This window comes from Pedococcus cremeus, assembly GCF_900111375.1.
Taxonomy (GTDB): domain Bacteria; phylum Actinomycetota; class Actinomycetes; order Actinomycetales; family Dermatophilaceae; genus Pedococcus_A; species Pedococcus_A cremeus.
Window position 1 is genome coordinate 475,394 of sequence record NZ_FOHB01000002.1, and the last position, 18,751, is coordinate 494,144.

Sequence of the window (18,751 nt, forward strand, 5' to 3'; positions counted from 1 at the left end):
GCGGCCTGGGGGAGACCTCAGGCCGCCGACTCGCTCCCGGTGCCGAGGCTGACCCGCACCGAGGAGCCGCTCTCGGTCTTGTGCACGGTCACCTGGCAGGGGATGCGCGTGCGCAGCTCGGCGACGTGGCTGACCACGCCGACGGCGCGGCCACCCTCCCGCAGGCCGTCGAGGACACCCATGACCTGCTCGAGGCTCTCGTCGTCGAGGGTGCCGAACCCCTCGTCGACGAACAGCGTCTGCAGGTCGAACCCGCCCGACTCCTCCCGCACCGCGTCGGCGAGGCCGAGCGCGAGGGCGAGCGAGGCCATGAACGCCTCGCCGCCCGACAGGGTGGAGGTGTCGCGGGTCTGGCCCGTCCAGAGGTCCTGCACGCGAAGCCCGAGCCCGCTGCGGGCGCCGCGCGCCGCGAGGTCGTCGGAGTGCTGGAGCCGGTAGCGGCCGTCGCCCATGACGGCCAGCCGCTCGTTGGCGAGCTCGGCCACCTTCTCGAGGCGAGCGGCGAGGACGAAGGCAGACAGGCGCATCCGCAGGGCGTTGTTGCCGCCGGTGCCCGCGAAGGTGTCGGCGAGGTCGCGCACGAGGGCATGCCGCTCGGCGAGCGGGCCGAGCTCCTCGCACCGTCGGACCAGGCCGGCCTGCAGGCGTGAGACCGCGGTCAGGGTGCGCCGGGCGAGGGTCTCGGCGTCCTTGGCCTGGAGCAGCTCCGTGTGCGCGGCGGCAGCGACCCCCCGCAGGGCCTCCACGTCGGGAGCGTCGAGCGCGGTGGCTGTCTGGACCTCGGGGTCGGCGAGCACGGCCTGCGCCTCGGTGCGCGCCCGGACGTACTCCTCGCACAGCTGCTGCAGGCGTGCCTTCTCGGGGGCGGGGAGCTCGGCGCCCTGCGCCTCGGCCGCGTCGGCGAAGCCCTGCTCGGCCAGGGAGGTCGCCAGCGCCTCGGCAGCGGCCTCGCGCGCCTCCTCGGCGGCGGCCAGGGTGCGGAGGGCGGCGACGTGGCGCTGTGCCGCTTGGAGGGTCCGCCGGTGGACGGCCAGGGCGTCTGCCGCCACGGACTCGCCGTCAGCGGCCGCGCCGCGGTCGCCGTCCTGGACCGTGGCGCAGGGGCAGAGACGCGTGTGGGTGTCGACCAGAGACTCGAGGGTCTCGCGGTCCTGGGTGTCGGCCCGCCCGATCTCCTCGAGGGCCGATCGGGCGCTGACGGCGTCGGCGCGGAGCGACTCGGCCCGCCGAGACAGCTCCTCGCGCTCGGTGCGGGCAGCGGTGAGCCCGTGCTGGAGGGCCCCGACGCTCGCGGCGAGCTCCTCGACTCGGCGGGCCTCCGACCGTGCGGCCGACACGGCCACCTCGAGGGCAGCCACCTCGGGCAGCGGGGTGCCGAGCAGCTCCAGACGTGCCTGGGCAGCCGTGTCGACGGCGACCAGCTGCCGCTCCAGCTCCGCGTGGTGCTGCTGGGCAGCGGTCCAGGCCATGTCGGCCGCGGCGACGTCGTCGGGTCCGACCTCCACCGTGCGGACCGCGCGGTCGGGGTGATCGTGGGAGCCGCAGACCGGGCAGGCGTCGCCGGGGGAGAGGTGCTCGGCGAGCTCACCGGCCATGTTGGCCAGGCGGGCCTCTCGCAGGTCGAGCAGGTGCTCACGACGCTCCTGCTCGGTCGTCCGTGCGGCCGACGCCTGTTCGGCGAGGTCGGCCCGGGCCTGCCCAGCTCGCTCGTGCTCGACGCGCACGCCCAGCAGCCGTTCTGCGTCGCGCAGGCGGGTGCGCAGGCCGTCGAGCGAGGCGGCCGCCGAGGTCGCCTCGGCCAGACGTGCCTCGGCCTCGGCGCACCGGCGCTCCAGCTCGGTGCCGCTGCCGTCGAGGGCCGTCGCGGCCTGCTCGGCGGCCACCGCCTGGGCGGCGAGCGCCGCGCGGCGCCGGGTGCGCTCGGCCAGGGCACGCTCGAGACGCGCCGCCTCGGCGAGGCCCTCCTCGTGAGCCGCCAGCTGCTCAGCCCAGGCCTCCATGGCATCGAGGCCCCGGTCGCCCAGCCCGAACGGGGACAGCTCGTCACCACTCACTCGGACCGTCGACGCGGCGACCGCCAGGGCCGTGTCAGCGCGCTGCACCGCCCTCAGCTCGCCGCCGACCGCGGCGGCGCGAGCGGCCCGGTCGAGGGCGTCGCGGGCCTGCTGGTGGAGGTCGGCGCCCATCTCCAGCTCGGCCAGCCGTGCCGTGGCCGTCCGTGCCCGGGCCTGCAGCGCGAGGAGCTGCTCCGCCTCCTGCTGCCGGGCCGCCGCGGTGGTGGCGGCCGTGGTCGCAGCGTCGAGGGCCGCGAGGGTCTCGGCGGCATGGGCCTCGAGCAGCGCCTGCAACCGCGGGCAGTGCTCCCCGACCTGGTGCGCCTCCAGGTCGCGCCACTCGGGCATGTCGGCCAGGGCCTCCACCGGGGCGTCGGCGACGGCGTCGGCGAGGCGGGCGAGGTCGGTGGCGAGGCCGCGCTGCTGGTCGGCCAGCTCGTCGCCGGTGCGGCGTCGCTCGGCGGCAAGCCACTCCTCGACCGCGGCGTAGGACGACACGTCGAAGAGCCGCTCGAGCACCTCGCGGCGCGCTTCCGGGGTGGCCCGCAGGAAGGCGGCAAACTCCCCCTGGGGCAGCAGCACCACCTTGCTGAACTGCTCCAGGCCCATGCCGAGCACCTCGCGGAGCACCGCGGCCACGTCATCGTGGCGGGTGTCCTTGCCGACCCAGGTCCCGCCCACCTGCTCGTGCAGGACCACCCGGGCGGGGGACTTCGTCTCGCCGTCACCCCGCTTCTTCGGTCTCAGGAACTCCGGCGAGCGGGTGACCCGGAACCGGCGGCCGGACGCGGTGAACTCGACCGTCACCTCCGGCACGGCGTCACGAGGGGCGTGGTCGCTGCGCAGCGAGCGGCCCGACGGCCTCGCGCCGGGCACGTCGGCGTAGAGGGCGAAGCAGATCGCGTCGAGCAGGCTGGTCTTGCCCGCGCCGGTCGCGCCCCGGATGAGGAACAGCCCGGCCGAGGACACCTCGTCGAAGTCGAGGTCGACCGTGCCGGCGAACGGGCCGAAGGCGGTGACGGTGAGCCGGTGCAGCCTCATGCCACACCCTGGTGCCGTCGCCCGGGGCCAGGCCGTTCCGTGGAGCCGGCGTCACTGCGGGCGGCTCCCTCGCCGTCCTTGGCGGCCCGGTGCAGGCGGGCTGCCTCGACCGCGGCGGCGACGACCTCCCGCTCGGCCTCGCTGGCCCCGTGCCCGGAGCGCACGTGCGCGAGGAAGTCGCAGCAGACGTCGACCTCGGAGCGGGCGGCGACGCGGGCGGCATACGAGCTCACCGGCACGGGTGCGCCCTGCGGGTCGAACTGCAAGGACAGGGTGTGGGGGAACCGGCGACGCAGCTGCTCCATGGCGCCGAGCGGTCGCACGGCGTCGGTGAGGGTGACTTGGCACCACGCCGTCTCGGCGTGCCGGTGGTCGGGGCGCTCGAGCAGGTCGGCGAGGTCGCCGCGCAGCACGGCCAGCGGCCGCAGGACCGGCGCCTCGAGCTGCTCGACCCGCACGCCGGAGGCGTCGAGGTCGACGACCCATGAGCCCTTGGTGTGCGACGCCTCGCTGAACGACATGGCGACGGGGGAGCCGGAGTAGCGGACCGTCTCGTCGATCTGCTGGCGGCCGTGCAGGTGCCCGAGCGCGACGTAGTCGGTGCCGTCGAAGACCCTCGGGTGCACCATGGCGACGCCCCCGACCGTGATGTCGCGCTCGGAGTCGCTCGTGGCGCCCCCGTTGACGAACGCGTGCGCCATGACGACCGAGCGGCCCCCACGCGAGGCGCGGTCGCCGCGTACCCGCTCCATGGCGGCGGCCAGGACGCCGACGTGGGTGCGCTCGGTGGCCCCCAGCGGCTCGGCCGCGATCGACGGCTCGAGGTAGGGCAGCGGGTAGACGGCGACGTCGTCGACCAGGACCGGCCGACCGACCGACGCCAGCGACGAGCGGATGTGCAGGCCCGACCGCTCGAGCAGCGAGGCGGCGAACCCGAGCCGGATGGCGGAGTCGTGGTTGCCGCTGGAGAGCACCACCTGCGCACCGGCGTCGATGAGCCGGGTGACGGCCTCGGACAGCAGCTCGACGGTGTCGGGTGCGGGCAGCGCGCGGTCGTAGACGTCGCCGGAGACCAGCACCGCGTCGACCGACTCGGCCCGCACCGTCTCGACCAGGTGGTCGATGAAGGCAGCCTGGGCGTCGAGCAGCCCCACCTGGTGGAAGGACCGCCCCAGGTGCCAGTCGGAGGTGTGGATCAGGCGCACGACACGGAGGCTATGAGAGGCCGCCGACAGGGCCGCTGATTTCGCCGGGCGTGGCCCCGATTCCGCTCGAGAGAAGAAGCACAGTGGTCTGCGACGCCACCGGCCACGGAACCGGTGGCCCCGTGGTCACCGGTGTGGTTGGGTCGTCGCAGGGAAACGGCACGCCGACACTGTGAGGAGGTCCCGTTGGGCGAAGAGGTCACCGCGCAGAGCTACACGCGCGAGCAGCGGCAGCGCTACCGCGAGAAGGTGCGGCAGAACCTGGACGTCTTCGAACGCATGCTCTCCCACAGCAGCTTCGAGTTCGACCGCCCGATGACCGGCCTCGAGATCGAGCTCAACCTCGTCGACGGGCACTACCAGCCGAAGTTCGCCAACGCCGAGGTGCTCGAGGCGATCGCGGACCCGGACTACCAGACCGAGCTGGCGCGCTACAACATCGAGCTCAACGTGCCGCCCCGGCCGCTGCCCGGGGACGCCGCCCTGCACCTCGAGCAGGAGCTGCGCGCCTCGCTCAACCGGGCCGACGAGGGGGCCGCCCGGCACGGCGCCCACATCGTGGCCGTCGGCATCCTGCCGACGATCATGCCCGAGCACTTCCAGGGCGAGTGGATCAGCGCCAACAACCGCTACACCGCGCTGAACGACTCGATCTTCGTCGCCCGCGGTGAGGACATCTACCTCGACATCGAGGGCCCCACGGGGGAGCGGGTCGCCACCTACTGCGACACGATCGCCCCGGAGTCGGCGTGCACCAGCGTGCAGCTCCACCTGCAGGTGGCCCCGCAGGACTTCGCCGCCCACTGGAACGCCGCCCAGGCGCTGGTCGCCCCGCAGATCGCGCTCGCGGCGAACTCGCCGTTCTTCTTCGGCCAGCGCCTGCACGCCGAGACCCGGATCGAGCTGTTCAGCCAGGCCACCGACACCCGCAGCATCGAGCTGAAGAACCAGGGGGTGCGGCCCCGGGTCTTCTTCGGCGAGCGCTGGATCACGTCGATCTTCGACCTGTTCGAGGAGAACGTGCGCTACTTCCCGGCCCTGCTGGCCGACATCTCGGACGAGGACCCGGTCGCCAGGCTCGAGGCGGGGGAGGCGCCGTCGTTGGCCGAGCTCCGGCTCCACAACGGCACGGTCTACCGGTGGAACCGGCCGATCTACGACATCGTGCAGGACCGCCCGCACCTGCGGGTGGAGAACCGCGTGCTGCCCGCCGGGCCGACGATCATCGACGTCATGGCCAACGCCGCCTTCTACTACGGCGTCATCCGCAAGCTCGCCTCGGACGACCGCCCCGTGTGGACCAAGATGAGCTTCGGGGTCGCGGAGCAGAACTTCCACAACGCCGCCCGCGACGGCATCGAGGCGACGCTGTACTGGCCGGGCTACGGGCAGGTCAGCGTCGACGAGCTGGTGCTGCGCCACCTGCTGCCGCTGGCCCATGAGGGCTTGAAGGACTGGGGCGTCTCCGACGAGGTGCGCGAGCGCTACCTCAGCGTCATCGAGGGCCGGTGCAAGACCGGCAGCAACGGCGCCACCTGGCAGACCCAGGCGGTCGAGCGGCTCCAGCAGCAGGGCCTGGACCGGCAGGCGGCGCTCAGCCGGATGCTCGAGACCTACCACCGGCACATGCACAGCAACGAGCCTGTGCACACCTGGCCGCTGCCGGGACAGCCGGCAGAGCTCTGACAGGAGCCCTCACCGGCCCCTCACGGGGGACGAGGACCCCTCACCGGCCCCGCACGGGAGACGGGAGCGGTATGCCGCTTGCCCGCCTCAGGCGGGCCGGTTCCAGAGGCGGATGGCGGGCAGCTCCTTCTCGAACTCGAGCACGCTCAGCGCGCCGGCGTCGAGCAGCAGCTGGGCGCCGAAACGCGGCTCCCTCTGGAGGAACACCGTCGTGAGCACCCGCAGGAGGTGGCCGTGGGCGACCAGGGCGACGTCGCCGGAGCCCATCGCCTCGACGGCCCGCCGCACGACGCGGGAGGCCCGGGCCGCGACCTCCTCGACGGTCTCGCCCTGCGTCTCGCCGGGTGCGACGCCGTGCTCGAAGACGGTCCAGTCGTAGCCCAGCTGCTCGCGCACCTGCGCCGTGGTGAGCCCCTCGTAGGCGCCGTAGTCCCACTCGACGAGGTCGGGGTCGAGCTCGGGCTCCAGTCCGGCCAGCTCGGCCGTCCGGCGCGCCCGCTGCAGCGGTGAGGACAGGACGAGCGCGAAGTCGAACTCCTTCAACGGCCCGGCCAGGCCCCGGGCGGCCTCCTCACCCGCGGGGGTGAGCGGCAGGTCGGTGACCCCGGTGTGCTGGCCGGTGCGCGACCACTCCGTCTCCCCGTGGCGCACCAGCACGAGCCGCCCCTCGGGGGCCTTCACCGTGGTGGTCTGCTCCGTCTGCACCGCTGGGGCCGGCACTTGTGCGCTCTCCACGCGCGTCACCCTACGGGTCTGCCACAGTGTGCGCATGAGGCTGTCCTTCCGTCTGCTCAACGTCTTCGCCAACGAGGGAGACCCCTTCTCGGGCAACCCGCTCTGCGTCTTCGAGGACGCAGCGGAGCTCGACGAGGACCAGATGCAGGGGCTGGCGCGCCAGTTCAACCTCTCGGAGACGACCTTCGTGCTGCCGCCGGACGGCGAGCACCCGGAGGCCGACGCGCGGGTGCGCATCTTCACCCCGAACTACGAGATGGCCTTCGCCGGCCACCCCACGCTCGGCACCGCGCACGTCGTGCGCGACCTGTTCGACGCCGGCGACCGGGTGCGGCTGTCCATGGCAGCAGGCGTGATCCCGGTGCGGGCGCACGGCGACGAGTGGGTGCTCACCGCCAACGAGGGCGCCGTCGAGCGCGAGTTCGAGCCCGGCGAGATCGCGCACACCATCGGGCTCGCCGACGGCGACCTCCTCGGCCCGGTGCAGCAGGTCAGCACCGGAAGCGGCCAGATCATCGCGCAGGCGGCGTCGGTCGAGGCCGTGCGGCGCGCCGAGGGCGACGCCACGAAGATGCGCCGGTATGCCGGGATGGGCACCCGGGGCGGCGAGACCCTGGTCTACCTGTGGGCCCCGACGGGCACGGACACGGTCGAGGCGCGGGCCCTGTTCACCCAGGGCTCCGCCGTGGTGGAGGACCCGGCCACCGGCTCCGCCTGCTCGAACCTCGGCGCGTGGCTCGTGGCGCAGGGCCGCACCGCTGTGTCCTGGCGGGTCCACCAGGGGGCCCAGGTGGGGCGACCCTCGACCCTCGACCTCACCGTCTCCGACGAGGGCGTCGTGCAGGTGGGCGGCCTCGTGCGCCAGGTCGGTGCGGGAGCGGTGCACCTCTGACATGCCCACCTACGTCGTCCTGCTGAGGGCGGTCAACGTCGGCAAGCGGGTCCTGAGGATGGAGCACGCCCGGCAGGTGCTCGCCGACAACGCCTTCGCGGACGTCGCCTCGCACATCCAGACCGGCAACCTGCTCGTCACGACACCCCTGCGCAGCCCGGAGAAGGTCGAGCGGGCGGTGGGCGAGTGCCTGTCGACGGCGGCCGGGTTCGACATCGTCGCCCTGGCACGGCGACCCGCGGAGCTGACGGGCCTCGTGGAGGCCGTCGACGGCATACCGACGTCGTTCGAGGCCCCCATGGGCCGGTACGTCGCGTTCTGCGCCGGGGAGGTCGGCGACGACGCCGCGGCCCGCATCGCTGCCTGGGACGTCGACGGCGAGCGGGCCCACGTGGTGGGGCGAGACATCCTCGTCGAGCTGGGCAAGCCGTTCAACGAGGCCAAGCTGGGCAATGCCCAGGTGGAACGGCTGACCGGCCGGCCGGCGACGAGCCGTAACCTGACCGTCGTCCGCACACTGGCGCAGAAATGGGGAACACCACGATGACCGACATGGCCGAGGAGACGGGCGGCACGGGAACCGGCCACCGGTCCGTGACGCTGACCCGGGTCGAGAAGGGCGTCTTCGACGTCACCAACGAGCGAGGCGGGACCATGCGCATCGGCGGCGGCGGAGAGCAGTTCAGCCCCGTCGAGCTGCTTCTGGCCGCCATCGCCGGGTGCACGGCCATCGACGTCGACTTCATCACCACCAAGCGGGTCGACCCCACCGGCTTCACCGTGGTGGCCTCGGGCGAGAAGGTGAAGGACGACACCGGCAACCACATGGCGGGCCTGACGGTCGAGTTCAGCGTCACCTTCCCGGAGGGCGCCGACGGCGACACCGCGCGCGACCGGCTGCCGAGCGCACTGGTCCGCTCGCACGACCGGCTGTGCACCGTGAGCCGCACCGTCGAGCGGGGCACGCCGGTCGACACGCGAGAGGCGAGCTCCTAGCCCGCCGGCCCGGTCGACCTCCTAGCGGACGGCGTCGCGGGCGGCGACGAACGCGGCCACGCAGGTGCGCACGTCCTCCTCGGAGTGGGCCGCCGACAGCTGCACGCGGATGCGCGCCTTGCCCTGGGGCACCACGGGGTAGGAGAAGGCGATGACGTAGACGCCGTGGGTGAGCATCTCGTCGGCGATCTGCGCCGCGCGCCGGGCACCGTCCTCGCCGGGGAACATCACCGGGGTGATCGGGTGGCTGCCCGGCAGCAGGTCGAAGCCCTCGGCGGTCATGAGCTCGCGGAAGAGCGCGGTGTTGTGCCGCAGCGTCTCGCGGCCGGCGCCGGACTCGCGGGCCAGCTCGATGGCCTTGAGGGAACCCGCGGCGACGACGGGAGCGACGGCGTTGGAGAACAGGTAGGGGCGCGACCGCTGGCGGAGCAGGGCCACGATCTCGCGGTGGGTGCTGACGTAGCCGCCGGAGGCCCCTCCGAGCGCCTTCCCGAGGGTGCCGGTGAGGATGTCGACGCGGTCCATCACACCGAAGTGCTCAGGCGTGCCCCGGCCGCCGTCGCCGACGAACCCGACCGCGTGCGAGTCGTCGACCAGGACCATGGCGCCGAACTCGTCGGCGAGGTCGCAGATCTGGTCGAGCGGGGCGAGGTAACCGTCCATCGAGAAGACGCCGTCTGTGACGACGACCATGCGGTGCGCACCAGCCGCCTTCGCGGCCTCGAGCTGCGACCGCAGGTCGGCCATGTCGGCGTTGCGGTAGCGGTACCGTGCCGCCTTCGACAGCCGGATGCCGTCGATGAGCGAGGCGTGGTTGAGCTCGTCGGAGATGATCGCGTCGTCGGCGCCGAAGAGCACCTCGAAGACACCGCCGTTGGCGTCGAAGCACGAGGAGTAGAGGATCGTGTCCTCGGTCTGCAAGAAGTCGGAGATGGCGTGCTCGAGCTGCTTGTGCAGCGTCTGCGTGCCGCAGATGAAGCGCACGCTCGCCATGCCGAAGCCCCAGTCCCGCAGGGCCGCGGTGGCGGCCGCCACGACGTCGGGGTGGTCGGCCAGGCCGAGGTAGTTGTTGGCGCAGAAGTTGATCGCGTCGGCCTTGGCCGTCGTGATGTGGGCCTGCTGCGGCGAGGTGAGCTCGCGCTCGTTCTTCCAGAGCCCGGCCGCCTCGATCTCCTCGAGGGTGGCGCGGATCTCGTCCCTGACGGTGCCGTACATGGGTGTCCTCTCAGCTCCAGTCCATGACGACCTTGCCGCACTGCCCGGAGCGGGCGGCGGCGAAGGCGTCCTGCCACTTCTCGGCGGGGAAGCGGTGCGTGATGACCGACGCGACCCGCTCGCGCAGGACCGAGGAGGTCTGCAGCATCGAGCTCATCGCGTACCACGTGTCGTACATCTCGCGGCCGTAGATCCCCTTGATGGTGATCATGTGGGTGATGACCCGGCCCCAGTCGATGGGGAAGGGGTCCTTGGGCAGGCCCAGCATGGCGACCCGCCCGCCGTGGTTCATGTTGGCGAGCATGTCCTCGACCGCCGACGGCACGCCCGACATCTCGAGCCCGATGTCGAAGCCCTCCTTCATGCCGAGCTCGTCCATCGCCTCCCGCAGGTTGCTCCGGGCGGCGTTCACGACCAGGTCCGCCCCGGCGTTCTTCGCCAGCTCGAGGCGGTAGTCGCTGATGTCGGTGACCACCACGTGCCGAGCACCCACGTGCCGGGCGATGGCCGCGGCCATCACCCCGATCGGACCCGCGCCGGTGATGACGACGTCCTCGCCGGCCATGGGGAACGACAGTGCGGTGTGGGTGGCGTTGCCGAAGGGGTCGAAGACGGCGCCGAGGTCGGGGTCGAGGTCGTCGGGCTGCACCCAGACGTTGCTCGCGGGGATGACGACGTAATCGGCGAAGGCGCCGTCACGGTTCACCCCCACGCCCTTGGTGTGGATGCACACGTGCCGCCGGCCGGCCCGGCAGTTGCGGCAGGTGCCGCAGACGATGTGGCCCTCACCGGAGGCCCGCTGCCCGACGAGGACGCTGGTGACGTCCTCGCCCACCTCGACGACCTCGCCGTAGAACTCGTGGCCGATGGTCATGGGGGGCTTCACGGTCGAGGCCGCCCAGTCGTCCCACTGCTCGAGGTGCAGGTCGGTGCCGCACAGGCCCGCCCGCAGCACGCGGATCTTGACGTCGGTGGGGCCGACCTCGGGCTCGGGGACGTCCAGCAGCTCCAGGCCGGGACCGGCGGTGGTCTTCACGAGTGCTCGCACGCGCCCAACATAGTGGCCACGGCCTACAGTCCCTCCATGGCCAGGTACTTCGACGTGCACCCCGTGGACCCGCAGCCCCGCTCGATCCAGCAGGCCGTGCAGATCATCCGCGACGGGGGCGTCGTGGCCTACCCGACCGACTCCTGCTTCGCGCTCGGCTGCGCGCTCGAGAACCCGGAGGGCAAGGCGCGGATGCTGCGCATCCGGCAGCTCGACGAGCGTCACCACTTCACACTGGTGTGTCGCGACTTCACCCAGCTGGCCCACCTCGTCCACCTCGACAACCGGGTCTTCCGGGCGGTCAAGGCGGCGACGCCGGGCCAGTACACGTTCATCCTGCCGGCGACCAAGGAGGTGCCGCGGCGGCTCATGCACCCCAAGAAGAAGACCGTGGGCGTGCGCATCCCCGACCACCCGGTCGTGAACGCCCTGCTCGCCGAGCTGGGGGAGCCGATCCTCTCCACGACCCTCCTGCTGCCGGGGGAGGAGGAGCCGATGACCCAGGGCTGGGAGATCAAGGAACGGCTCGACCACGAGGTCGACGCCGTCATCGACTCGGGGGAGTGCGGTCTCGAGCCCACCACGGTCGTGGACTTCTCCGACGGCTACCCCGAGGTCGTGCGCCGTGGTGCGGGGGACCCGAGCCTGTTCGAGTAGGGGCGTCGACGCCACCGGCGGTCAGGGGCTCTCGCGGCGCAGCACCTCGAGGACCCGGGCGTCGATGCCCCGCTGGGTGAGGCGCATCTCGAGGTTGCGCTCGCCGGCCCACGCCGTCAGGGCCGCAGCAGGGTCCTCGTGGGCGTGCCCCAGCCGGCCGAGCCGCTCGGCGACCTCCTGCGCCAGCGCTCCCTCGAGCGGCACGACGTCCTCGGGGGCGCCGAAGACCAGCTCGTGCTCGTCGAGGAGCCGGGCCAGCTCGCGGGCCGCGTCGGGGTGGTCGTCGACCCGGAGGTCGGCGAGCACACCGGAGGCGTCGTACCCCGCGCCCGGCGCCACGGCATACAGGGCCGCACCCTGGCGCCCGCGCGCATCGCCACCGGCGGCGTCGCCGGCCAGCAGCGTCTCCACGAGCCGGCGCGGGAGGGGCAGGTCGGTGCGCGCCAGCCAGGTCTCCCGCATCCGCTCGACCACCTCCGGGCCGGTGAGGATGTTGCCCTGGATCGCCCAGCCGCCGGTGACGTCGCGCCCGCAGGCGCCGCCGGCCCAGGTGAGGCACTCGCCGCCGGTGTGGGTGGCCTGGGTGTGGACCCCCACGACGCCGAGCTGGCGGTGCTCGGCGGCCTCGTCGGCGGAGGACACCTGCGCCACGGCCTCGGGCGCCCCCATGCCGGACGCGAGGAGGCCGAGCACGTCCTCCTTGTACGACACCTTGGCCATCGCCTGGGTGGCGACCGCGCCGACCCCGACCCGGGCGGCGGGTACCACGGAGCCCACGGCGATGAAGCGGCTGGCGACGGCGACGCCGAAGGCGTCACCGACCTGGCCGACGACGGAGAAGGTCATGCGTCCATCCTCTCGATGAGTGACACCGCGTCGTGCGGTGCGTGTCCCTTGGCGTCGTTGTCGAAGTAGACGTAGACGTCGTGTCCCTCGTCGCGCCACTGGCGGCACAGGCCGGCCCAGTGGTCGAGCGCCTCGGGGGTGTAGCCGCTGGCGTACAGCTCGGTGGCCCCGTGCAGCCGCACGTACCGGAAGTCCGACGTGCCGTCGCGCATCGCGGGCCACTTGCCGGCGCTGTCGGCGACCACCATGCAGACGTCGTGGGCCGCCAGCAGCGCGTGCGCCTCGGGCGTGTCGAAGCTGCGGTGCCGGGGCTCCAGCGCGTGCCGGACCGGCAGGTCGACCTCGGCGGCGGTGAGCACCCGGTCCTCGGCCAGCTTGTCGTCGTGGTGGGTGGCCAGCTCCGCGGCCTGGGCCGTGGTGCGGGGCAGCAGGTCGAAGAAGGCCGAGAGCTTGTCGGCGTCGAAGGCCACGCGCTCTGGCAGCTGCCACAGCACCGGACCGAGCTTCGGGCCCAGGGCGAGCACGCCCGAGGCGAAGAAGTTGGCCAGCGGCGCCTCGACCCCGACGAGCTTCTTCATGTGGGTGATGAACCGGCCGCCCTTGACGGCGAAGACGAAGTCGTCGGGCGTCTGCTCCCGCCAGGCCCGGTAGGAGCTCGGCCGCTGGAGCGAGTAGAAGGACCCGTTGATCTCCACGGACCCCATGTGGTCGGCGGCGTAGTGCAGCTCGTCGGCCTGGCGCAGGCCCTTGGGGTAGAAGTCACCGCGCCAGCCGGCGTAGCGCCAGCCCGAGATCCCGATGCGCACCCTGGCCATGTCCCGGAGCCTAAGGGTGCGCGTTGCACCCCGCAGGCCGGCGCTGCGGGTGTTCAATCGGCCCATGGGTCAGTCGCCCCCCGGACTCCTCGCCGCCCAGGACGCCGCCTCCCGCTGCCTCGGCGGCATGTCGGCCGCCGACCAGGACACGTTCCTGCTGCGCCTGGAGCGCTGGTGGGAGGACCTCGTGGCCGGCCTGGCCGGCGCCTACCCCGACCACGATGTCGACGCGCTCGCGGTGCGCCTCGTGGAGCTGGCCGCCCGCGCCTACACCGAGCGCGACCCCGAGCTGCGGCACCTCGACCAGCGCCGGGTGCTGCGACCCGACTGGCTGCAGCAACCCTCGATGTTCGGCTACGCCTGCTACACCGAGCGGTTCGCCGGCAGCCTGCGCGGCGTGGCCGACCGGCTCGGCTACCTCAAGGACCTGGGGGTGGGCTACCTCCACCTCATGCCGCTGTTGCAGCCGCGGGAGGGGGACAACGACGGCGGGTATGCCGTGCAGGACTACCGCACGGTGCGTCCCGATCTCGGGACCGTCGACGACCTGCGGGAGCTGACGCGTGTGCTGCGCGGCGAGGGGATCTCGCTCGTGCTCGACCTCGTGCTCAACCACGTCGCGCGCGAGCACGAGTGGGCGGCGCGGGCCAGGGCGGGGGAGGAGCGCTACCGCGCGTACTTCCACGTCTTCCCGGACCGGGAGCTGCCCGACGCCTACGAGCGGACCCTGCCCGAGGTGTTCCCGGACTTCGCCCCGGGGAACTTCACCTGGGACGAGGAGCTGCGAGGCTGGGTCTGGACGACCTTCAACGAGTGGCAGTGGGACGTCAACTGGTCGAACCCCGAGGTGCTCGTCGAGTACGCCGACATCATCCTGTTCCTCGCCAACCTCGGGGTGGAGGTCCTGCGCCTCGACGCCATCGCCTTCACGTGGAAACGGCTCGGCACGAGCTGCCAGAACCAGCCCGAGGTGCACGCCCTCACGCAGGCGCTCCGTGCAGTCGCGCGGATCGCCTGTCCTGCAACGGTGTTCAAGGCCGAGGCCATCGTCGGGCCGCGAGACCTCGTGCAGTACCTCGGACTCGGCACCCACGCGGGGCGGGTGAGCGACCTCGCCTACCACAACAGCCTCATGGTGCAGGTCTGGTCGATGCTCGCGGCCGGCAACACGGTCCTGGCCCGCCATGCGCTCGCAGCACTGCCGGCGACGCCTCCCAGCGGCACGTGGATCTGCTACGTGCGCTGCCACGACGACATCGGGTGGGCCATCGACGACGCCGACGCCCGGGCCGTGGGGCTCGACGGCTTCGCGCACCGGCGGTTCCTGTCCGACTGGTACGCCGGCTCGTTCCCCGGCTCGTGGGCCCGAGGACTGGTCTTCCAGCACAACCGGGCCACCGGTGACAAGCGGATCAGTGGCACCGCTGCATCGCTCACGGGTCTGGCGGACGCCGTCACGGCAGGAGCACAGAACACCGCCCTTGCGCGGGTCTTCCTCGCGCACGCGGTCGTGGCGGGCTGGGGCGGCATACCCGTGGTCTGGAGCGGCGACGAGCTCGCCATACCCAACGACCCGGCATGGGCGAGCGAGCCGGGGCACGAGGACGACAACCGGTGGGCCCACCGGCCCCGGCTGGACGCCCGCCGCGTCGCCGACCGCGTCGACCTGCGGACCACCGCCGGCAAGGTCTTCCAGGGACTGGCGCACCTCGCCCGGGTGCGAGCCGGCCTGCCGCAGCTGCACGCCGCAGCCGACAGCACGGTGCTTCTCGACATCGACGACGGCGTGCTCGCCACGGTGCGGCGCCATCCGAGCGGCCCGCTCGTGGGCGTCTACAACGTGACGGACTCGTGGCGCCCTTTCCCGTTCGCGCGTTTCGCAGAGGCCGGGATCACCAACCCGATCAACGCCCTCGGCGCCCACGCGGTCTACGGCGGCGAAGACGGCCAGGTGCTGCTGAGCCCGTATGCCGCCTGGTGGGTGGTGGAAGGCGACGCCTGAGTCCTTCCTCGAGCTGGGACCAAGGACCCCGTGCAGATGAGGGAGTACGAAGTGGAATGACGTAGCAGGCATCCCCCGATGGTCTGAAATCCGTTCTGGGGCCTACTTTTTCAACCGCCGCTGTGGTGACAATCGAAGCAGGTGCACCGGGGACCGGTCTGCCAGGGGGATCAGTCGGGGGATCTGTCAGGCGCTGTCGCTCCGTGGTGCCGCCACGCCCGCGAAGCGAGGACCCGCCGTGACCCGTCCTGCCACCACCAGAGGACCCAGCCCACCGGTGGTGGTCGCCACTCGGCCCGTCTTCCTGGACGACTCCGGCCGGCGGTGGCGCCGTTTCCGGCTGGTGGTGCTGGCGGTGGTCGTCGTGCTGCTCGCCCTGACCGCAGTGGTCGCCCCACACGTCTGGGCCAGTCCGGCCCTGCAGGTGAGCGGGGAGCAGCTGGCGCCTCCCGTGACGAGTGCCGACACCGGCCTGCAGGCCCCGCTGGTCGGGGGCGGGCCCCTCGTGCGGGTGCTCGAGGTCCGGCGCGAGCAGGGTGTTGCCTCCGGGTGGGACCCCTTCACCCGACGACTGGTCGTGCCGTCCTTCCCCGCGGCGGACAGCCGGGCCATCGGCTCCAGCAGGTACGTCATCCAGCGCTACGGGTACTCGGCGGTGGCGACGCGGACGATCTCGCTCACTTTCGACGACGGGCCCGACCCCGTGTGGACACCCAAGCTGCTGGACCTGTTGTCGCAGAACAAGGTCCCGGCCACCTTCTTCACCACCGGGACCATGATCGCCAAGTACCCCGAGCTGTTCCGGCGCGAGGTGCGCGAGGGGCACGCCGTCGCCAACCACACGCTGACCCATCTCGACGTCAGCAGCGCGAGCGCGACCCGCGCCCGGCTGGAGATGGTGGTGAGCGACCGGATCATCCGCGCCGTCACCGGCACGGAGGCGGCCTACTTCCGCCTGCCGTACGAGGGCAACGACGTCGCCTCCACGCAGGCGACCGTCGACGGCATCCTGCGCGCGCAGCGGTTCGGCTACGTCGTGGCCTCCCACGACTTCGACACCGACGACTGGGCGTATGCCGCGGGGCAGGAGAAGGGCGCGATCCCGTTGCCGCCGTTGGACGGTCGCAACGTGACGGTCCTGTTGCACGACGGTGGGGGACACGGGCGGAAGATGACCGTCGACTACGTTCGGCGGCTGATCCCCTGGGCGAAGGCCCAGGGCTACACGTTCCACACCATGCCGCAGGTGCAGCCGGACCTCGCGGAACGCGTCACGAGGGTGCGGCCGACGGTCTGGGACCAGCTCACGCTCCGCGGGGTGCAGGCGCTGTACGTGTGGCCGGACCTGTTGCTGCGCGCCCTCTTCCTGTTCGCCGTGGTCTCGGTCGTCGCGATCAACCTGGTCAACACCGGCCTGGCGGTACGACGGCACCGGTGCCGCCGACGGCAGTGGTGGCCGGAGGCGGGGGACATGTCGCTGCCCGTCTCGGTGCTCCTGGCCGCCTACAACGAGGAGAAGGTGATCGCCCGGACCCTGCGCACGGTGCTGGCGTCGGACTTCCCCCTGCTCGATGTGGTGGTCGTGGACGACGGATCCAGTGACGGAACGGCCGACGTCGTGCGCTCGATCGCGCGTGACGACGCGCGGGTCGTGCTGGTGCAGCAGCCGAACCGGGGCAAGGCGCGGGCGCTCAACGCCGGACTGTCCCGGGTCCGGGGGCGGTACGTCGTCACCCTCGACGCCGACACGGTGCTGACACCCACCACCGTCACCCGACTGGTGCGGCACTTCGCGCTCGACCACACCGGCCAGCTGGCCGCGGTGGCGGGAGTCGTCGCCGTGGGCAACCGGGAGCGGAACCTCCTCACGCGATGGCAGGCACTGGAGTACCTCACCCAGATCGGCATCGACCGCGCGGCGCAGGACGAGCTGGGCGCCATCACGATCGTGCCAGGGGCGTGCGCGGCTTGGCGCAAGGAGGCCATCGAGTCCGTCGGCGGCTACACCGACGTTACCCTGGCGGAGGACTGCGACCTCTCGCTGTCGCTGCACCGCTGCGGCTGGCGAGTGACCCAGGACGACGAGGCACTGGCGTTCACCGAGGCGCCGGACACCGTCGACGCGCTTCTGGCCCAGCGCACCCGCTGGGTGTTCGGCACGCTGCAGTCGATCTGGAAGCACCGCGACCTGGTGATGCGGCGCGGCTCCGGGCCGCTGGGCTGGTACGTGCTGCCGGCCTACGTCGCGTCGATCGTCGTGCCGCTGCTGTTCCTGCCCTTCGCCACGGTCATGGCGGTGTACGCCGCGCAGCGGCAGGGGATCGGCATCGTGCTGGTCTTCTTCCTGCTCTTCATGCTGGTGCACCTGGCCGTGGCCGGAGTGGCCGTGCTCCTCATGGGAGAGCGGCCGGTGCACCTGCTCGTGGTGCCTGTCTACCGGGTGGTGCAGGAGCCGCTGCGGGCCTACCTGCTCCACACGTGCGTCCTCATGGCGATCCGCGGCGTGCGCGGCGGCTGGCACAAGCTGGCCCGCACCGGGGCGGTCGACACCGCGGTCGTCTCCGTCGTCGCCGGCACCCCGCCCGAACCGGCCCGAGCCGGGCGGCGGGGCGCGTGAGCCTGACCCGGTGTGCCGCGGCCCTCCTGGCCGTGGTGACGCTCACTGGCGTCGTGTCTGGCTGCGCGGCGAGTCCCGGGGCGGGGGAGCCGAGCGCGTCGTCCGTCGTCAGCCGCTCGGCGCTGCCACCGCGGGTCGTGGCCGGCTACTGGCACTCCTGGGGGACCCCGGCGGTGCGGCTGCGCGACGTGCCGCCTGAGTACACCGTCGTCATGGCGGCCTTCGCGGTGGGGGACCGCACCGGACGCGTGCGGTTCACGCCCACGGCGCAGAGCGCCGCGTCACTGGTTGCCGACGTGCGTTCGCTGCAGGCCTCCGGCCGGCGCGTGCTGCTGGCCGTGGGTGGGTGGAACGACGGCGGGCTCCAGATCCGCACCGACGCCCAGCTGGAGGCCTTCCTCGCCTCGGTGACCCCGATCATCGATCGCTACGGCTTCAGCGGCCTCGACTGGGACCTCGAGCACGGGATCTCGCCGGCCACGCTGGAGCGGGCCACGCGCCGGCTGGCCGAGCGGTACGGGCAGCGGTTCGCCATCACGATGGCGCCCATCCTCGGAGCGCGCGAGCCCGAACAGCTCGAGCTGGCGCGCCGCATCGCCGACCTGCTCGACATGGTGAACCCGCAGTACTACAACGGCGGACGGTCCGACCCGGCGTGGATCCTGCAGCACACCCTGGGCTGGGAGCGGGTCGTGGGTGAGCAGTCGGTGGGCATGGGCTTCCTGCTCGTCCGGCTGCCGGGCGAGACAGGGACACAGACGTCACAGGCGATCTGCACCATGTGGCAGCGACTGCTCGAGAGCGCGCCCCGCGCCCGGGGCGTCATGCTGTGGTCGGTCAACCACGACCGGTCCCAGGGCTACCGCTTCGCGAGGACCTGCGCGCGCACCATCCTGCGCTCCTGACTGGCCGAAAACGGGTTGTCGCCATCAGACGTGGCCG

15 protein-coding genes are annotated in these 18,751 nt (G+C 72.5%); 8 read left to right on the forward strand and 7 right to left on the reverse strand.

Annotated features, from left to right (window positions below):
- Nucleotides 1-17 precede the first annotated feature (17 nt).
- Both BMW78_RS05815 and BMW78_RS05820 read right to left on the reverse strand, forming a co-directional pair.
- Nucleotides 18-3,095 carry an AAA family ATPase gene (locus BMW78_RS05815; protein ID WP_091757281.1) on the reverse strand — a complete coding sequence of 1,026 codons (3,078 nt, stop codon included), beginning with the start codon at nucleotides 3,093-3,095 and terminating at the stop codon, nucleotides 18-20.
- Nucleotides 3,092-4,300: an exonuclease SbcCD subunit D gene (locus tag BMW78_RS05820; protein WP_091757282.1), complete on the reverse strand. Its 1,209-nt coding sequence runs from the start codon at nucleotides 4,298-4,300 to the stop codon at nucleotides 3,092-3,094. Before BMW78_RS05820 ends, BMW78_RS05815 begins: the two co-directional genes overlap by 4 nt.
- A gap of 186 nt (nucleotides 4,301-4,486) precedes the next feature.
- On the opposite strand from BMW78_RS05820, the gene BMW78_RS05825 reads away from it, so the two are divergent.
- Nucleotides 4,487-5,986, forward strand: coding sequence for a glutamate-cysteine ligase family protein (locus tag BMW78_RS05825; protein ID WP_091757284.1), 1,500 nt, complete (start codon nucleotides 4,487-4,489; stop codon nucleotides 5,984-5,986).
- A gap of 87 nt (nucleotides 5,987-6,073) precedes the next feature.
- Here BMW78_RS05825 and BMW78_RS05830 read toward each other — a convergent pair whose 3' ends face one another.
- On the reverse strand, nucleotides 6,074-6,721 hold the full coding sequence (locus tag BMW78_RS05830; protein WP_425439040.1) for a histidine phosphatase family protein: 648 nt from the start codon (nucleotides 6,719-6,721) through the stop codon (nucleotides 6,074-6,076).
- Nucleotides 6,722-6,755: 34 nt separating this feature from the next.
- Between BMW78_RS05830 and BMW78_RS05835 the strand changes: the two genes are divergently transcribed.
- The 3 genes from BMW78_RS05835 to BMW78_RS05845 are packed head-to-tail and all read left to right on the forward strand — an operon-like array spanning nucleotide 6,756 to nucleotide 8,609.
- Entirely contained in the window at nucleotides 6,756-7,613 is an 858-nt protein-coding gene (locus BMW78_RS05835) for a PhzF family phenazine biosynthesis protein (protein WP_091757288.1), read from the forward strand.
- 1 nt (nucleotide 7,614) lies between these two features.
- Nucleotides 7,615-8,160 (forward strand): DUF1697 domain-containing protein, encoded by a 546-nt coding sequence (locus tag BMW78_RS05840; protein ID WP_091757290.1) that lies wholly within the window; start codon nucleotides 7,615-7,617, stop codon nucleotides 8,158-8,160.
- The gene (locus tag BMW78_RS05845) at nucleotides 8,142-8,609 is read left to right on the forward strand and encodes an OsmC family protein (RefSeq protein WP_245735683.1); all 468 of its coding nucleotides are present in this window, start codon (nucleotides 8,142-8,144) and stop codon (nucleotides 8,607-8,609) included. Before BMW78_RS05840 ends, BMW78_RS05845 begins: the two co-directional genes overlap by 19 nt.
- 21 nt (nucleotides 8,610-8,630) lie before the next feature.
- Here BMW78_RS05845 and BMW78_RS05850 read toward each other — a convergent pair whose 3' ends face one another.
- Nucleotides 8,631-9,824: a glycine C-acetyltransferase gene (locus tag BMW78_RS05850; protein WP_091757292.1), complete on the reverse strand. Its 1,194-nt coding sequence runs from the start codon at nucleotides 9,822-9,824 to the stop codon at nucleotides 8,631-8,633.
- Between the two features lie 10 nt (nucleotides 9,825-9,834).
- Nucleotides 9,835-10,872: an L-threonine 3-dehydrogenase gene (gene tdh, locus BMW78_RS05855; protein ID WP_091757294.1), complete on the reverse strand. Its 1,038-nt coding sequence runs from the start codon at nucleotides 10,870-10,872 to the stop codon at nucleotides 9,835-9,837.
- Nucleotides 10,873-10,908: 36 nt separating this feature from the next.
- Between tdh and BMW78_RS05860 the strand changes: the two genes are divergently transcribed.
- Nucleotides 10,909-11,529, forward strand: coding sequence for an L-threonylcarbamoyladenylate synthase (locus BMW78_RS05860; protein ID WP_091757457.1), 621 nt, complete (start codon nucleotides 10,909-10,911; stop codon nucleotides 11,527-11,529).
- A gap of 21 nt (nucleotides 11,530-11,550) precedes the next feature.
- On the opposite strand, the gene BMW78_RS05865 is transcribed toward BMW78_RS05860, so the two are convergent.
- Together BMW78_RS05865 and BMW78_RS05870 are read right to left on the reverse strand one after the other, a co-directional pair.
- Entirely contained in the window at nucleotides 11,551-12,375 is an 825-nt protein-coding gene (locus BMW78_RS05865) for a DUF1028 domain-containing protein (RefSeq protein WP_091757296.1), read from the reverse strand.
- The gene (locus BMW78_RS05870; RefSeq protein ID WP_091757298.1) at nucleotides 12,372-13,190 is read right to left on the reverse strand and encodes a DUF72 domain-containing protein; all 819 of its coding nucleotides are present in this window, start codon (nucleotides 13,188-13,190) and stop codon (nucleotides 12,372-12,374) included. Before BMW78_RS05870 ends, BMW78_RS05865 begins: the two co-directional genes overlap by 4 nt.
- A gap of 64 nt (nucleotides 13,191-13,254) precedes the next feature.
- On the opposite strand from BMW78_RS05870, the gene BMW78_RS05875 reads away from it, so the two are divergent.
- From BMW78_RS05875 to BMW78_RS05885, 3 genes are all read left to right on the forward strand, one after another.
- The gene (locus BMW78_RS05875) at nucleotides 13,255-15,192 is read left to right on the forward strand and encodes an alpha-amylase family protein (protein ID WP_177180281.1); all 1,938 of its coding nucleotides are present in this window, start codon (nucleotides 13,255-13,257) and stop codon (nucleotides 15,190-15,192) included.
- Nucleotides 15,193-15,430: 238 nt separating this feature from the next.
- The gene (locus BMW78_RS05880) at nucleotides 15,431-17,809 is read left to right on the forward strand and encodes a bifunctional polysaccharide deacetylase/glycosyltransferase family 2 protein (protein ID WP_091757300.1); all 2,379 of its coding nucleotides are present in this window, start codon (nucleotides 15,431-15,433) and stop codon (nucleotides 17,807-17,809) included.
- Nucleotides 17,806-18,714, forward strand: coding sequence for a glycosyl hydrolase family 18 protein (locus BMW78_RS05885; protein ID WP_177180282.1), 909 nt, complete (start codon nucleotides 17,806-17,808; stop codon nucleotides 18,712-18,714). Before BMW78_RS05880 ends, BMW78_RS05885 begins: the two co-directional genes overlap by 4 nt.
- Nucleotides 18,715-18,751: the final 37 nt, after the last annotated feature.

Bases quoted from the DNA above. Each gene is read 5' to 3' on its own strand.
- BMW78_RS05815 (WP_091757281.1), bottom strand. From the start codon at position 3,095: ATGAGGCTGCACCGGCTCACCGTCACCGCCTTCGGCCCGTTCGCCGGC.
- BMW78_RS05835 (WP_091757288.1), top strand. From the start codon at position 6,756: ATGAGGCTGTCCTTCCGTCTGCTCAACGTCTTCGCCAACGAGGGAGAC.
- BMW78_RS05840 (WP_091757290.1), top strand. From the start codon at position 7,615: ATGCCCACCTACGTCGTCCTGCTGAGGGCGGTCAACGTCGGCAAGCGG.
- BMW78_RS05845 (WP_245735683.1), top strand. From the start codon at position 8,142: ATGGGGAACACCACGATGACCGACATGGCCGAGGAGACGGGCGGCACG.
- BMW78_RS05850 (WP_091757292.1), bottom strand. From the start codon at position 9,824: ATGTACGGCACCGTCAGGGACGAGATCCGCGCCACCCTCGAGGAGATC.
- BMW78_RS05860 (WP_091757457.1), top strand. From the start codon at position 10,909: ATGGCCAGGTACTTCGACGTGCACCCCGTGGACCCGCAGCCCCGCTCG.
- BMW78_RS05865 (WP_091757296.1), bottom strand. From the start codon at position 12,375: ATGACCTTCTCCGTCGTCGGCCAGGTCGGTGACGCCTTCGGCGTCGCC.
- BMW78_RS05870 (WP_091757298.1), bottom strand. From the start codon at position 13,190: ATGGCCAGGGTGCGCATCGGGATCTCGGGCTGGCGCTACGCCGGCTGG.
- BMW78_RS05875 (WP_177180281.1), top strand. From the start codon at position 13,255: ATGGGTCAGTCGCCCCCCGGACTCCTCGCCGCCCAGGACGCCGCCTCC.